Annotated in this window: 12 protein-coding genes and 1 pseudogene; 7 read left to right on the plus strand and 6 right to left on the minus strand. The window is 68.9% G+C overall.

The window, feature by feature from the left end; all coding sequences use genetic code 11:
- From ACGFSA_RS00195 to ACGFSA_RS00215, 5 genes and pseudogenes are all read right to left on the minus strand, one after another.
- A pseudogene (locus ACGFSA_RS00195) lies at positions 1-310 on the minus strand (hypothetical protein); the annotation flags it as partial.
- A 293-nt stretch (positions 311-603) separates the two neighbouring features.
- Complete coding sequence (locus ACGFSA_RS00200) at positions 604-1,323, minus strand: ABC transporter permease (RefSeq protein WP_393297395.1); 720 nt, start codon at positions 1,321-1,323, stop codon at positions 604-606.
- 30 nt (positions 1,324-1,353) lie between these two features.
- On the minus strand, positions 1,354-2,265 hold the full coding sequence (locus ACGFSA_RS00205; protein ID WP_393297398.1) for an ABC transporter ATP-binding protein: 912 nt from the start codon (positions 2,263-2,265) through the stop codon (positions 1,354-1,356).
- A complete protein-coding gene (locus ACGFSA_RS00210; protein WP_393297401.1) occupies positions 2,262-3,170 on the minus strand; it encodes an ABC transporter permease in 909 nt (302 codons plus the stop codon). Before ACGFSA_RS00210 ends, ACGFSA_RS00205 begins: the two co-directional genes overlap by 4 nt.
- A complete protein-coding gene (locus tag ACGFSA_RS00215) occupies positions 3,160-4,134 on the minus strand; it encodes an ABC transporter ATP-binding protein (protein ID WP_393298333.1) in 975 nt (324 codons plus the stop codon). The genes ACGFSA_RS00210 and ACGFSA_RS00215 overlap by 11 nt, the downstream gene beginning before the upstream one ends.
- 313 nt (positions 4,135-4,447) lie before the next feature.
- Here ACGFSA_RS00215 and ACGFSA_RS00220 point away from each other — a divergent pair, with 313 nt between their 5' ends.
- The 7 genes from ACGFSA_RS00220 to ACGFSA_RS00250 all read left to right on the plus strand — a co-directional run bounded on the left by ACGFSA_RS00220 (position 4,448) and on the right by ACGFSA_RS00250 (position 11,016).
- Positions 4,448-5,299: a M24 family metallopeptidase gene (locus tag ACGFSA_RS00220; RefSeq protein WP_393297404.1), complete on the plus strand. Its 852-nt coding sequence runs from the start codon at positions 4,448-4,450 to the stop codon at positions 5,297-5,299.
- The gene (locus ACGFSA_RS00225) at positions 5,296-7,077 is read left to right on the plus strand and encodes an SDR family oxidoreductase (RefSeq protein WP_393297407.1); all 1,782 of its coding nucleotides are present in this window, start codon (positions 5,296-5,298) and stop codon (positions 7,075-7,077) included. The genes ACGFSA_RS00220 and ACGFSA_RS00225 overlap by 4 nt, the downstream gene beginning before the upstream one ends.
- On the plus strand, positions 7,074-8,048 hold the full coding sequence (locus ACGFSA_RS00230) for a MerR family transcriptional regulator (protein ID WP_393297410.1): 975 nt from the start codon (positions 7,074-7,076) through the stop codon (positions 8,046-8,048). Before ACGFSA_RS00225 ends, ACGFSA_RS00230 begins: the two co-directional genes overlap by 4 nt.
- A 147-nt stretch (positions 8,049-8,195) precedes the next feature.
- On the plus strand, positions 8,196-8,738 hold the full coding sequence (locus tag ACGFSA_RS00235) for an RNA 2'-phosphotransferase (RefSeq protein ID WP_393297413.1): 543 nt from the start codon (positions 8,196-8,198) through the stop codon (positions 8,736-8,738).
- 94 nt (positions 8,739-8,832) lie between these two features.
- Positions 8,833-9,066 (plus strand): hypothetical protein, encoded by a 234-nt coding sequence (locus ACGFSA_RS00240; protein ID WP_393297416.1) that lies wholly within the window; start codon positions 8,833-8,835, stop codon positions 9,064-9,066.
- A gap of 30 nt (positions 9,067-9,096) precedes the next feature.
- Positions 9,097-10,005: an LLM class flavin-dependent oxidoreductase gene (locus ACGFSA_RS00245; protein ID WP_393297419.1), complete on the plus strand. Its 909-nt coding sequence runs from the start codon at positions 9,097-9,099 to the stop codon at positions 10,003-10,005.
- A 144-nt stretch (positions 10,006-10,149) separates the two neighbouring features.
- Positions 10,150-11,016, plus strand: a complete 867-nt coding sequence (locus ACGFSA_RS00250) for an HAD hydrolase family protein (protein WP_393297422.1) — start codon at positions 10,150-10,152, stop codon at positions 11,014-11,016.
- A 30-nt stretch (positions 11,017-11,046) separates the two neighbouring features.
- Here the strand turns inward: ACGFSA_RS00250 and ACGFSA_RS00255 are convergent, their stop codons facing one another.
- A complete protein-coding gene (locus tag ACGFSA_RS00255) occupies positions 11,047-12,753 on the minus strand; it encodes a GAF domain-containing sensor histidine kinase (RefSeq protein WP_393297425.1) in 1,707 nt (568 codons plus the stop codon).
- Between the last annotated feature and the right edge of the window lie 82 nt (positions 12,754-12,835).

A 12,835-nucleotide genomic window follows, 5' to 3' on the forward strand; every position in this document is an offset into this window, starting at 1 on the left:
GGTGGCCGCCTGTGGATAACTTTCACCCTCTTCACCACTCCATAGGGACATCATGTCCCCATGGAATCTCCGCAGCTCAGCGCCTCGCAGCAGCGTCAGGCCGTTCTCTTCCATCTCACCTCGATGGCGCTGGATCACCTTCTTGATGACTTCTGTGGATACTTCGAAGTAACGAGCCACGTCCTCTGTGCGGACGTGAATTCCGTCAGGGAGCATGACAAGGCTTTTTCACCTTGTCGAGGACATCGACGCGCCCCATTTGCTCGACGCGCAGCGCGCGCGATTCGAGCAGGGCGACTTCCGTGGGCATGAGCATGCCTTCCGTTCGCGAAAAGGACGATGGGGCCCTCTCCCCGGGCTTCAGGGACGGAGGTCGCTCACGGTGCCACTCACCCAATGACCGACCCGGCCGGCGCTGCCTAGCCGGAGTCGGCAATCCCCAATTTCACGAACGCTACGACGCCACGGATCCCAATTGCCTCCACGCACCCTGAACAACGAACCGATAACCGTACAGTTACGCGTACGACCGTCCGTTCATGCGTCAACCCCCGCCCGAAGGGCAGGGGTTGACGGACACAAGGGGCAGCAGAGCCCTTCGGCTCACTCCTCGCCGGCGAGCTTCAGCGTGCGCAGTTTCTGACCCGCGTACCAAGTGGCGAGCACCGTGACAGCCGCCAGCAGAACCGTCGCGAGCGGCAGTCCGACCTCTGAGGTGATCGCACCTTCCCCGCCGACCTTTTCGGCAAGCGCGAGCGACCACTGCTGCACGCTGAGCGTGCGCGCCCCGGGCACGAAGCTGCCGAAGAGCGCCTCCCACACCAGCGCGTAGACCAGGCCGAAGACCACCGCATGCCTGCTGATCGTGCCGAGCAGCAGGAACAGCGCGCTGTACGCGATGGAGGCGACCAGCGCCGCGATCGTGTACGCCACCGCGATCTGCTGGCCGTTGCCGTTGAGGATCAGGCCCGCGACGAATGTCGGCAGGGCGGAGAAGACCATGGTCACGGCGATCGCCACGATCAGCTTGGTGAAGATGATCGTCGGCCGTTTCACCGGCTTGGCCAGCAGATAGACGATCGAACCGTCGTCGATCTCGGGGCCGATGGCCCCCGTACCGGCGATCACACCGATCAGCGGCACCATCGTGGCGATGGCGAAACCGCCCAGCACATCGGTGGCGACCTGGTCATCGGCCCCGGCGAACGCCCGTACCGCGACGGCGATGACGATCAGCAGCGCGGGCAGGACGAAGAGGATCGCGGCCCTGCGCCGGCCGAGCAGGGCCCGGTAGGTGAGCCGGGCGACTGTGGGGTTGTACATGACGCTTCACAGCTCCTTTCAGGCCGCTACTCAGGCCGCTACGAGATAGGAAAAGACCGATTCGAGGGACTCGTCGGACGGCGAGACAGTCAGCAGACGGATGCCGTGTTCCCGCGCGACCTTCGGCAGCAGCGTGGTGAACCGTCCGAAGTCGACCGCCTGGATACGCAGCGCCTGCTCGCTCAGGTCGACTTCGATCCCGGCCGTCGACGGGTCCGCGACGAGCGCGGCGGCGAGGGCGCGGTCGTTGCTCGACCGTACGAGATAGCGGTGCGGACGGTCCGTCATCAGCCGGCGGATCTTCCGGAAGTCACCGGACGCCGCATGCCGTCCGGCCACGATCACCTCGATGTGCGAGGCGAGTTGCTCGACCTCTTCGAGGATGTGGGAGGAGAAAAGGACCGTACGGCCCTCGGCGCCCATCCGCCGCAGCAGCTCCATCAGCTGCATCCGCTGGCGGGGGTCCATCCCGTTGAACGGTTCGTCGAGCAGCAGCACGGACGGCTCGTGGACCAGCGCGGACGCCATCTTCACGCGCTGCCGCATGCCCTTGCTGTACGTGGCGATCTTACGGTCCTGCGCGTACTCCATCTCGACCGTGGCCAGCGCCTTCTGCGCGGCAGCGTCGTCGAGTCCCTGCAGTTCCGCGTTGGCGACGACGAATTCGCGGCCGGTGAGGAAGTCGTACATCGCCTCCCGCTCCGGAACGATGCCGATCTGCCGGTACACCTCCTCGTTGCGCCAGATCAGCGCGCCGTCGAGGGTGACCTTGCCGGTCGACGGCGCGAGGAACCCGGCCATCATGTTGATCAACGTGGACTTTCCCGCACCGTTGGGGCCGAGCAGTCCGGTCACGCCGGGGCCCACGGTCATGCTCACGTCGTTGACGGCGACCACATTGCCGAACCAGCGCGAGGTGTGGTCGATCTCGATGGTGGTCACAGCCCGACCCTCCGGTAGCGGCGCATCAGTACGGCGTACGAGCCGGCGACGAGCGCGAGAACAACGATCAGATACACCACACCTGTCCCGGCGCCCGGTGATTCGCCTCCGGGGAAGGCGGAGGTGGCACCGAGGAACGCGCTCTGGACGCCGCCGATCAGCGTGATGGGCGAGAAGAGCCCCAGCCACTGCACGGCGCCCGCCGAGCCCCTCTGCCAGGCGATGGCCTGAACCGTGGAGACCGCTCCCAACGAGATGGTCAGGACGGCGATCACCGCGGCGACGCCGAAACCGCGGCGCGGAGTCAGTGCGGCCATGACCAGGCCGAGTCCGGCGAAGAGCAAGGAGAGCAGCGCCACCGACAGCAGCCCCTGTCCGAACCACTTGGTCTGGTCGGCGAAGTCGAACTTCGCCAGCAGGGCGCCCACGTACATCACCAGCAGCGGTGTCGCGGTGAGGATGAACAGGGCGGATGCCATGGCGGCGTACTTGGCGACGACGTAGTCGACCCGTTCGATGGGGCGCGAGAAGTACAGCGGGACACTCTTGAAGCGAAGGTCCCGGGAGACGGACTGCGGTGCCTGCGAGGCGATGAAGAGACCGATGACGGCCTGCAGATAGATCGCGAAGTCCGTGTACTTCATCATGAGCTTGGTCGCGTCGGGCGCGGCCATCGCGACGGCCACGGTGATCAGCGCAACCAGGCACATCACGCCGAAGAGCAGCATCGGCAGCACCTTGGACTTGGCGGAACGGCCCAGTCCGAAGGAGCCCCGCAGCGACTGCGAGTAGAGGGAACGGCGGGCATAGCCGCGGCCCAGGCGCGGGCCGTCGTAGGAGCGGTACCCGATGTTGTGGATCCGGGTGTTGTCACTCCCGGTCACGGCCCCGGTCTCAGTGCTCATCGCGACCGCTCCCCTTCTGCTGTGCGGCGCCGGCCAGGACCGTCTCCGCGGTCTCTGCGGCGCCTTCGGTACGGAAGACCTCGGCGATGTGGTGGCGCCGCTGTTCCATCCGTACGAGACCGAGTCCGAGCCCGGCGACGCTGTCGCGGACGACGTCGTACGTCTCCTCGCCGGTGGCCTCGATCAGCAGGATGTGACCGGCGCCCGGCAGACCGTCCGCCTCGATTCCGTCGCGGCCCAGAAGACTGACACCGGCTGCCGTGAGCGCCCGGCGCAGTGCGTCCGTGCCGTCGGGGTGGGCGTCGCTGTCGGTGACCTCGACCGCGAGGGTCGTGGTGGTCTGGGTGAAGTCGCTGGTGGAGCTGGAGCGCAGCAGCGCGCCGCCGTCGATGACGACGACATGGTCGCAGGTGCGCTCCAGTTCTCCCAGAAGGTGGGAGGTCACCAGGACCGAGATGCCGAAGTCGGTGTGGACGCGGCGGATCAGGCCGAGCATCTCGTCGCGGCCGACCGGGTCCAGGCCATTGGTCGGCTCGTCGAGGAGGACCAGCTGCGGGTCGTGGACCAGCGCCTGGGCCAGCTTCACGCGCTGCTTCATGCCGGTCGAGTAGCCGCCGATGGGGCGGTAGCGCTCCTCGTACAGACCGACGTGTCGCAGCGTGTCGGCGGTGCGCTCGCGCGCTGCCGTCGGCGGCAGTCCGGACATCCGCGCCATGTGGACGACGAATTCGGTGGCCGAGACGTCCGGCGGCAGGCAGTCGTGCTCGGGCATGTAGCCGACCCGTTCCCGGATGGCCGCACCACTGGTGGCGACGTCCAGCCCGAGCACCGCGGCCCGGCCTTCGGTGGCGGGGGACAGACCCAGCAGGATCTTGATCAGTGTGGACTTGCCGGCTCCATTGGCGCCCACCAGGCCGGTTACACCGGGCCCGATGTCCAGGGAGAGCCGGTCAAGCGCGGTCACCCGGGGGAACCGCTTGCTCAGGCTTTCGGTCGCGATCACAGTCACATCTTCGACGGTAGTGGCGCGCGCCACACCGGTCATCAGACCAGGCGGTTGGATCCGCGTCAGCCTTCAGTCGTACGGCCCCGTAGGGGGGACCCCGCGAGGGAGGACGACGAAGGCAAGTGATGGTGGCCGGGAGCAGGGCCGGTGGGGAGAGCCCGGAGTTGTCCACAGGTCGTGCGCGCCCCTTGACGCAGCCGCCGGGCATTGTCACATTCGTCAGTGTCACGTTACGAGCACCTACCGCACACGGCATGGGACGGACGGTGGCATGGCCTCACCGGTGAAGGACGGACTGCCCCAGGAGCTCCAGGGGTTCAGAGAGGTGCAACGCCTCGCGTACGACTGCGCGGAGGCGGTCGCCGGACGGCTCGAACCGGGGGTGACAGAGCGCGAGGCGGCCCGGATGCAGCGGGAGTGGCTGCGCGAGCGCGGGGTCCGTGACTGGTTCCATCTCCCGTTCGCCTGGTTCGGGGACCGCACGGCGTTCGCCGGTTTCAAGGTGCCGCTGCAGTTCTTCCCGACCCACCGGAAGCTGGAGCCCGGGATGCCGTTCATCCTCGACATGGCTCCGGTGCACAACGGGTTCACGGCGGACATCGGATATTCCGGCTGTCTCGGGCTCAACCCGTTGCACGACAAGCTCCTTGCCGATCTTGAGGTCCACCGCGCGCTGATCCTGGACGAGGTGCGCGAGCGACGTTCGCTGCGCGAGATCTATGAGGACGTCGAGCGCCTGATGATCAAGCAGGGGTACGCCAACAGGCACCGCGCCTATCCCTTCGGCGTCATCGCCCACAAGGTCGACCGCGTGGCTGAGCGCCGCTGGTCACCGCGGGTGTTCGGGTTCGGTACGCAGTCGCTCAAGGGCCTCGTCGGCGATGCGGTGCACGGGCATCGGGACGGCTGGTCTCCGCTGTGGAGTCCGTACCGCTTCTCCGACCACCCGCCGCAGCCGGGGCTGTGGGCGGTAGAACCCCATCTCGGATTCCGGGGTACGGGCGCGAAGTTCGAGGAGATCCTGGTCGTCACGGATTCCAAGGACCCCGAGCAGAGCGCCTTCTGGCTGGATGACGATCTGCCGCATGTGCGGCGCTGGGCCGAGGAGAGGGTGGCGGCGTGAGTCTGCAGGATGTGCCCGGGTTCCGCGAACGCCGGGTGCGTACGGGCGGGATCGAGCTGTGCGTCGCCGAGCTGGGCGCCGAGACGCGTCCGACGGTCGTGCTGGTGCACGGCTATCCGGACAGCAAGGAAGTCTGGACGCAGGTCGCGGCGCAGTTGGCCGAGCAGTGGCACGTCGTCCTGTACGACGTGCGCGGCCACGGCCGGTCGACGGCTCCGGAGCCGCTGCGCGGCGGGTTCACCCTGGAAAAGCTCACCGACGACTTCCTGGCCGTCGTCGATGCGGTGAGTCCGGACCGGCCGGTGCACCTGGTCGGGCACGACTGGGGTTCGGTCCAGTCGTGGGAGTTCGCGACGGTCATGCGCACCGAGGGCCGGATCGCCTCCTTCACGTCGATGTCGGGTCCCTCCCTGGACCACTTCGGCCACTGGATCAAGCAGCGGATGACGCGGCCCACCCCGCGCCGGATCGGTCAGCTGCTCGGCCAGGGGGCCAAGTCCTGGTACGTGTACATGCTGCACACGCCGGTGCTGCCGGAGCTCGCCTGGCGCGGCCCGCTCGGCAAGCAGTGGCCGCGGATACTCCAGCGGATGGAGAAGATGCCTGCGGGCGACTACCCGACGCCGTCCCTGCCGAACGACGCGGCGCACGGCGCCTGGCTCTACCGGGACAACGTCCGCGCCCGGCTGCGCAGACCGCGTGCTGACGCGTACGCGCATGCGCCGGTCCAGCTGATCACGCCGACGGGTGACATCTTCCTTTCGGAGAAGCTGTGCGACCAACTGGAGCTGTGGGTGCCGCACTTGGTACGGCGTTCCCTGCCGGCCAAGCACTGGGTGCCGCGCACCCGCCCGGACCAGCTTGCTTCCTGGATCAGCGAGTTCGTCGCCGCCAACGAGTCGGCGATGGAAGACGGGCGACCGGCCCCGGACACCGCACCGACCGGGGCGTACGCCGACCGGTTCGGCGGTCAGCTGGTCCTGGTGACGGGCGCGGCCGGCGGTATCGGGCGGGCCACCGCGTTCGCGTTCGCGGAGGCGGGCGCCCGGGTGGTGGCCGTGGACCGTGACGCGGAAGGGGCGGCCAGAACGGCGGAGATGGCCCGTCTGATCGGCTCCCCCGCCGCCTGGGGCGAGGCGGTCGACGTCAGCGACGAGCAGGCGATGGAGAAGCTCGCCGAGAAGGTCGCCGCTGAGTACGGCATCGTCGACGTCCTGGTCAACAACGCCGGGATCGGTCTGTCCGGCTCCTTCCTGGAAACCACGAGCGAGGACTGGAAGAACGTCCTGGACGTCAATCTGTGGGGCGTCATCCACGGCTGCCGGATCTTCGGCAGGCAGATGGCCGAGCGCGGCCAGGGCGGCCATATCGTCAACACCGCCTCCGCCGCCGCGTATCAGCCGTCCCGGGTGCTGCCCGCGTACAGCACCTCCAAGGCGGCCGTGCTGATGCTCAGCGAGTGCCTGCGGGCCGAACTGGCCGAGCGGTCGATCGGGGTCAGCGCCATCTGCCCCGGCATCGTCAACACCAACATCACGGCGACCGCGCACTTCGCCGGGGCCGACGCCGATGAGGAGAAGCGTCTGCGGAAGCGGACCAGCCGGCTGTACGGGCTCCGCAACTACCCGCCGGAGAAGGTCGCCGACGCGATTCTCGAGGCCGTGGCGCACAACCGGGCCGTGGTGCCGGTGACACCGGAGGCACGAGCCGCCCGGTTCCTGTCCCGGCTCAGTCCCGGCGCGCTGCGCGGGATCGCCCGGCTGAAGCCGCCGCTGTGAGCGGGGCCGGGTCGTCCGCGGCAACGACGCGTTCCGCCGCCGAGTACCGGATCGAGGACCTGGCGCATGCGAGCGGTGCCACGGTCCGCACGATCCGGGCCTATCAGGACCGGGGGCTGCTGCCGACGCCGGAGCGGCGCGGCCGGGCCAATGTGTACCGGGACACGCATCTCGCCCGGCTCCGGCAGATCGCCGACCTGCTGGACCGCGGTTACACGCTGGCCAGCATCAAGGAACTGCTGGAGGCGTGGGACGCGGGACGCGGGCTGGGCGGGGTGCTCGGGCTCGTCGCCGAGGTGCACGGCCCGTGGACGGACGAGCAGGCCGACCGGATCACCCGGGACGAGCTGCATGCGAAGTTCGGTGGCGTGCAGGACGATCGGGCGGTGACCGAGGCGGTCGAGCTCGGCGTACTGGAGCGCATCCCGGGACGGGACGACGAGTTCCTGGTCCCGAGTCCACAAGAGCTTTCTGTAGCAGTCGAGTTGCACGCGGCGGGGGTACCACTCACCGCAATCTCCGGCCATCTGCGGGAGCTTCGCGGACAGGTCGAGCACATTGCCTCCCGTTTCCTGGAGTTCACCACGGAGCATGTGTTCGCGCGCTACCTAGGCCATCGTCCACCGACGGACGCGGATGCGGCCGAGGCCGCCTCGCTGGTCCGTCGGCTCCGCCCGCTCGCCCAGAAGACGGTGGACGCGGAACTGGCCCGTGCCATGCGGACGTTCGCCACACGTCATCTGCAGCACCATCTCGGCGCGGACACACCGCTCACCCCGGGACCATCGACGAGCGAGCCGCGTTCCGTACCACTGCCTCCGGAAACAATGCGAGCCGTACAGCGCCTGGTTGGTCCGCAGAACGTCGCCGCCTTTGTCGCTGCCGCCGCTGAACGCGAGGTACAGACAAGAACATTGGATGCACTTGCCACATCACACCGCGAATCAGGGCAAGTTGGACAAAACGGTTAATTTTGAAGCTACTTGTCCACAGAATTGCCAATTAGCCTGTGGATAACCACAGTTGCTTGTGGATCAAACCTGTGAACGAAAATCGTTGGTGCGAATCGTGAGCAAATCCTGGTGCGCCGACGAGATCGCCGCAGGCACTCTGTCCGGATGGATGAGAGACGCACCGTCAAGGTGTCCAAGTACCTCGCAAAGCATCTGCGGCACCAACCCGAGCGGATCGGGATCCGTCTCGACCCGAACGGCTGGGTGACGATCGACGAGCTGCTCCGGGCCTCGGCTCGGCACGGCTTCCCCATCACCCGTGCCGAGCTCGACCATGTCGTCGCCGCCAATGACAAACAGCGCTACGCCATCGAAGGCGACCGCATTCGGGCGAGCCAGGGCCACACCGTCCCGGTGGACCTCGGTCTGCCTCCGTCCGAGCCGCCCGCGTACCTCTATCACGGCACTGTGGGCCGCGCCCTCGACGCGATCCGCACCGAGGGGCTGCGCCCCATGAACCGGCTCCACGTCCACCTCTCGGCCGACCGCGAGACGGCTACCCGCGTCGGCGCCCGCCGCGGCAGGCCCGTGATCCTCTCGGTGGACGCGGGCGCGATGCACCGCGCCGGCCACCTCTTCTACGTCAGTGCGAACGGGGTCTGGCTGACCGACTCCGTACCGCCGGAGTACCTCCGCTTTCCCGGCTGAACTCGCCCCGTCTGCTTTCCCGGCCATCGTCTGCCCGTCCCACCTGCCCTCCCGGCGGTCCCGGCATCCGCGTCGGCTCCCCGTCCCGGCGTGGGTGTTCCCGGACGACGACGCGAAGATCACCGTCGAGGACATCGAGTTCCCCGGCATTCCGTGCGACTCCGTACCCGACCTCCTGCAGTCGGTCCACACCGGCATGGCCCATGCGAAGGGCACGATCTTCCCGCCCTGCTCGTGGCTCGTCGTGCCGCTGCCAGGCGGTGAGACGTACAAGAAGCCCGTCCCGCGCGGCACACGGCCGCCGTGGCTCGGCCGTAGCGTCCGCTGACACGCCTCTGCTCCGCAGCTCTTCCGCCGTATGGTCGTGTGTATGCGTCTGAGCACTGTAATTCTGCCGATTCACCGCTGGAGCGAGGGCCGGAAGGTCTGGCAGCACGCCGAGGAACTGGGATTCCACGCCGCGTACACGTATGACCATCTGGCCTGGCGGACCTTCCGCGACGGGCCGTGGTTCGGCGCGGTGCCGACCCTGACCGCCGCGGCGGCCGCCACCGAGCGGCTGCGCCTGGGCACCCTCGTCACCTCCCCCAACTTCCGGCACCCGGTCACCCTGGCCAAGGACCTCATCACGCTGGACGACGTCTCCGACGGACGGATCACCCTCGGTATCGGCGCGGGCGGCAACGGTTTCGATGCCACCACGCTGCGCAGGAGCGACGAGGAACCGTGGACGCCGCGCGAGCGGGCCGACCACTTCGCCGAGTTCGTACCGCTCCTCGACCAGCTGCTGCGGGAGCCGTCCGTCACCTATGAGGGCGAGTTGTATGCGGCGAACGAGGCCCGGAACGTGCCCGGCTGTGTGCAGTTGCCCCGGCTGCCCTTCGCGGTGGCCGCGACCGGTCCGCGCGGGCTGAGGCTCGCCGCGGAGTACGGTCAGGCCTGGGTCACCACCGGCGACCCCAAGCTGTTCGAGACGGGTACCCCGGAGCAGTCCGTGGCAGCCATCCGCGGGCAGATCAGCAAGCTCGGCACGGCCTGCGAGGCCATCGGCCGGGATGTCACCGAGCTGGACAAGATCCTGCTCACCGGATTCACCCCGGACCGCCCTCTGGAGTCCTTCGACGCGTTCGTGGACTTCGCGGGCACCCATTTCGAGCTGGGCTTCACGGAGATCGTCATCCACTGGCCGATCGCGGACTCCGACTTCGCGGCGGACGAGAAGGTCTTCGAGCGGATCGCCACCGAGGGGCTGTCCCAGCTCGGCTGACCCGCGCACCCACGCGCACACCACCGGCTGCCCTCTCACCACCCCTGACATATGCGTCAGGCATGTCCTCCTGGTCAGGGGCGTGCGTCCTCACATGCGCGCCCCTCCGCACACCCGTGCACCCCTGTACGGGAGAATGGCCCGGTGACCTCAGCTACCGACTCGCCTCTGCCTGCCGTTCCCCGGCTGATCGCCACCGACCTGGACGGCACTCTGCTGCGCGACGACAAAACCGTCTCGGACCGCACGGTCGCGGCGCTGGCCGCAGCCGAGGAGGCCGGGATCGAGGTCTTCTTCGTCACCGGCCGCCCGGCCCGCTGGATGGACGTCGTCAGCGATCATGTCCACGGCCACGGCCTGGCGATCTGCGCGAACGGTGCCGCGATCGCCGACCTGCATGCGGGCGGCAGGCTGCTCAAGGTCCGCCCGCTGGAACGCGCCGCCGCCCTCGATGTCGTCCACGCCCTGCGCGCGGCCGCTCCGGGCACGTCGTTCGCTGTCGAGCTGGCCACCGGCATCCACTACGAACCGGCCTACCCGCCGTTCCATCTCGACCCGGGCGCCACCGTCGCCACTGCCGAGAAGCTCCTCCACGAAGAGACGCCGGGCGCCGGAGCCCCTGTACTGAAGCTCCTCGCACACCACGCCGAACTGGCCCCGGACGACTTCCTCGCCGTCGCGCACACAGCAGCCGGTGACCGGGCGTCCCTCACCCGGTCCAGCCCGACGGCCCTGCTGGAGGTCAGCGGTCTCGGCGTCTCCAAGGCCAGCACCCTCGCGCTGTGCTGCGCCGAGCGCGGCATCTCGCCCGCCGAGGTCGTCGCCTTCGGGGACATGCCGAACGACGTGGAGATGCTGAGCTGGGCGGGCACCTCGTACGCGATGGGCAACGCCCACCCGGCCGCGGTGGCCGCCGCCTCCGGGCGGACCGTCACCAACGAGGAGGACGGCGTCGCGATCGTCATCGAGCGGCTCGTGGCCGAGCGCCGGAAGTACCACAGCCAGAGCTGAAGGGTCCGGGCCCGAACGCCGACGAGGACCTCAGAGCGGCGCCTCCCACACGACGGTCGTGCCGCCCCCGTCCTCGCCGAGGCCCGGCCCGAACCAGCTCGCCCCGCCCAGCGACTCCGCCCTGCGCGCCAGGTTCCGCAGCCCGCTGCGCCGCCCGCCCTCCGCAATGCCCACCCCGTCGTCCGCGACCGACAGCCGCACCGCGTCGCGTCCGTCGGGCAGCGTGACGGTCGCGTCGACGACCACGTCGATCAAGGACGCCTCGGCATGCCGGAAGGCGTTGGAGAGCGCCTCCCGCAGCGCCGCGATCAAGTTCTTGCCGGTCAGCTCGCCGACCAGCGAGTCGACCGGGCCGAGGAAGCGGTGCGACGGCTTGAAGCCCAGCGGGACGGCCGCCATGTTGATCTCGCGCAGGACGCGGGTCCGCAGCCCGGACGGCGCCTCGGCCGGTTCCTGCTGCAACGCGAAGATCGCGGTGCGGATCTCCTGGATCGTCACGTCCAGTTCGTCCACGGCCCGCCCCACCCCGGTCTGCACCTCGGGTACGACCGACCGGCGCTGGGCGCTCTCCAGCATCATCCCGGTGGCGAACAGCCGCTGGATGACCAGGTCGTGCAGGTCGCGGGCGATTCGGTCGCGGTCCTCGTAGACCGCGAGCCGCTCCCGGTCCCGCTGCGCCTCGGCCATCATCAGCGCGAGTGCGGCCTGCGAGGCGAACTGTGTGGCCAGCGTCCGCTCGGTCTCGGTGAACGGCCGGTCGCCCCGGGCGCGCGGGGTGGCGAGCGCGCCGAGCACCCGCCCACCGCTGTGCAGCGGCAGCAGCATGCTCGGGCCGAACTGGTGGGCCAGCCTGGTGATCATGCGGGAGTCGGTGGCCGAGTCGTCTATGAAGACCGCCTCGCCGGCCAGCAGCTTCGCCACCACCGGGTTCTCCGGACCGATGATCATCCCGAGCGAGGCGGACGGGCTGTCGGCGGAGACGGCGACGATCTCCAGACCGCCCGCCTCGGCCGGCAGAAGCACGATCCCGGCAGCGGAGGCAGCGAGATGGCGGGCCTGCTCGGCGACGACGGCAAGCGCGTCGTCCGCGTCCCCGCCGGAGAGCAGCGCGGTGGTCACGGCCACCGATCCGTCGATCCACCGCTCGCGCTGGCGCGCCGCCTCGTAGAGCCGGGCGTTGCCGATGGCGATCCCCGCCTCCGTGGCGAGCACCCGCACCATGTGCAGGTCGTAATCGTTGAACTCGCCCCCGCCCTCCTTCTCGGCCAGATAGAGGTTGCCGAAGATTTCTCCCTGTACGCGGATGGGGACGCCGAGAAAAGTCCGCATCGGTGGATGGCCGGCGGGGAATCCGGCGAACCTCGGATCGGCTGTCAGATCTGCTAGCCGCACCGGTGCCGGGTCGTGAATGAGTGCGCCGAGCAGTCCCCTCTGACCGTCGGGCCGGTGTCCGATCTCGGTTTCCACCGCCTCCGGCACCCCGTACGTGAGGAAGTCGGAGAGTCCCTTGCCCTTGGTGTCGACGACGCCGATGGCGGCGTAGCGGGCGTGGGCGAGTTCGGCAGCCGTCTCGCAGATCCGGTCGAGGGTGGAGTGCAGTTCGAGACCGGTGCCGACGGAGCGCATGGCTTCCAGCAGCTGCGGGACGCGGGCGGTGAGCTCGGTGGACAGGCCCTGCAGGCTGCGGGTCGCCTGCGTCGCGGCTTCGAGCGAGTCCTTCGGGTCCGGCTCTGACATACCCAGAGCCTAGTTAGTCCCTTTTGGTGAGGAAAGTCGGCCGATGGTCCGGCAAACCGCTACGGCCGCTCCCCGACGGGCC

The sequence above is a fragment of the Streptomyces sp. NPDC048496 genome, from assembly GCF_043200055.1.
GTDB lineage: Bacteria > Actinomycetota > Actinomycetes > Streptomycetales > Streptomycetaceae > Streptomyces.

What these genes read in the sequence shown, in the direction of transcription:
- ACGFSA_RS00210 (WP_393297401.1), bottom strand. Translation starts at nt 3,170, where the DNA reads ATGAGCACTGAGACCGGGGCCGTGACCGGGAGTGACAACACCCGGATC.
- ACGFSA_RS00235 (WP_393297413.1), top strand. Translation starts at nt 8,196, where the DNA reads ATGGATGAGAGACGCACCGTCAAGGTGTCCAAGTACCTCGCAAAGCAT.
- ACGFSA_RS00245 (WP_393297419.1), top strand. Translation starts at nt 9,097, where the DNA reads ATGGTCGTGTGTATGCGTCTGAGCACTGTAATTCTGCCGATTCACCGC.
- ACGFSA_RS00200 (WP_393297395.1), bottom strand. Translation starts at nt 1,323, where the DNA reads ATGTACAACCCCACAGTCGCCCGGCTCACCTACCGGGCCCTGCTCGGC.
- ACGFSA_RS00255 (WP_393297425.1), bottom strand. Translation starts at nt 12,753, where the DNA reads ATGTCAGAGCCGGACCCGAAGGACTCGCTCGAAGCCGCGACGCAGGCG.
- ACGFSA_RS00220 (WP_393297404.1), top strand. Translation starts at nt 4,448, where the DNA reads ATGGCCTCACCGGTGAAGGACGGACTGCCCCAGGAGCTCCAGGGGTTC.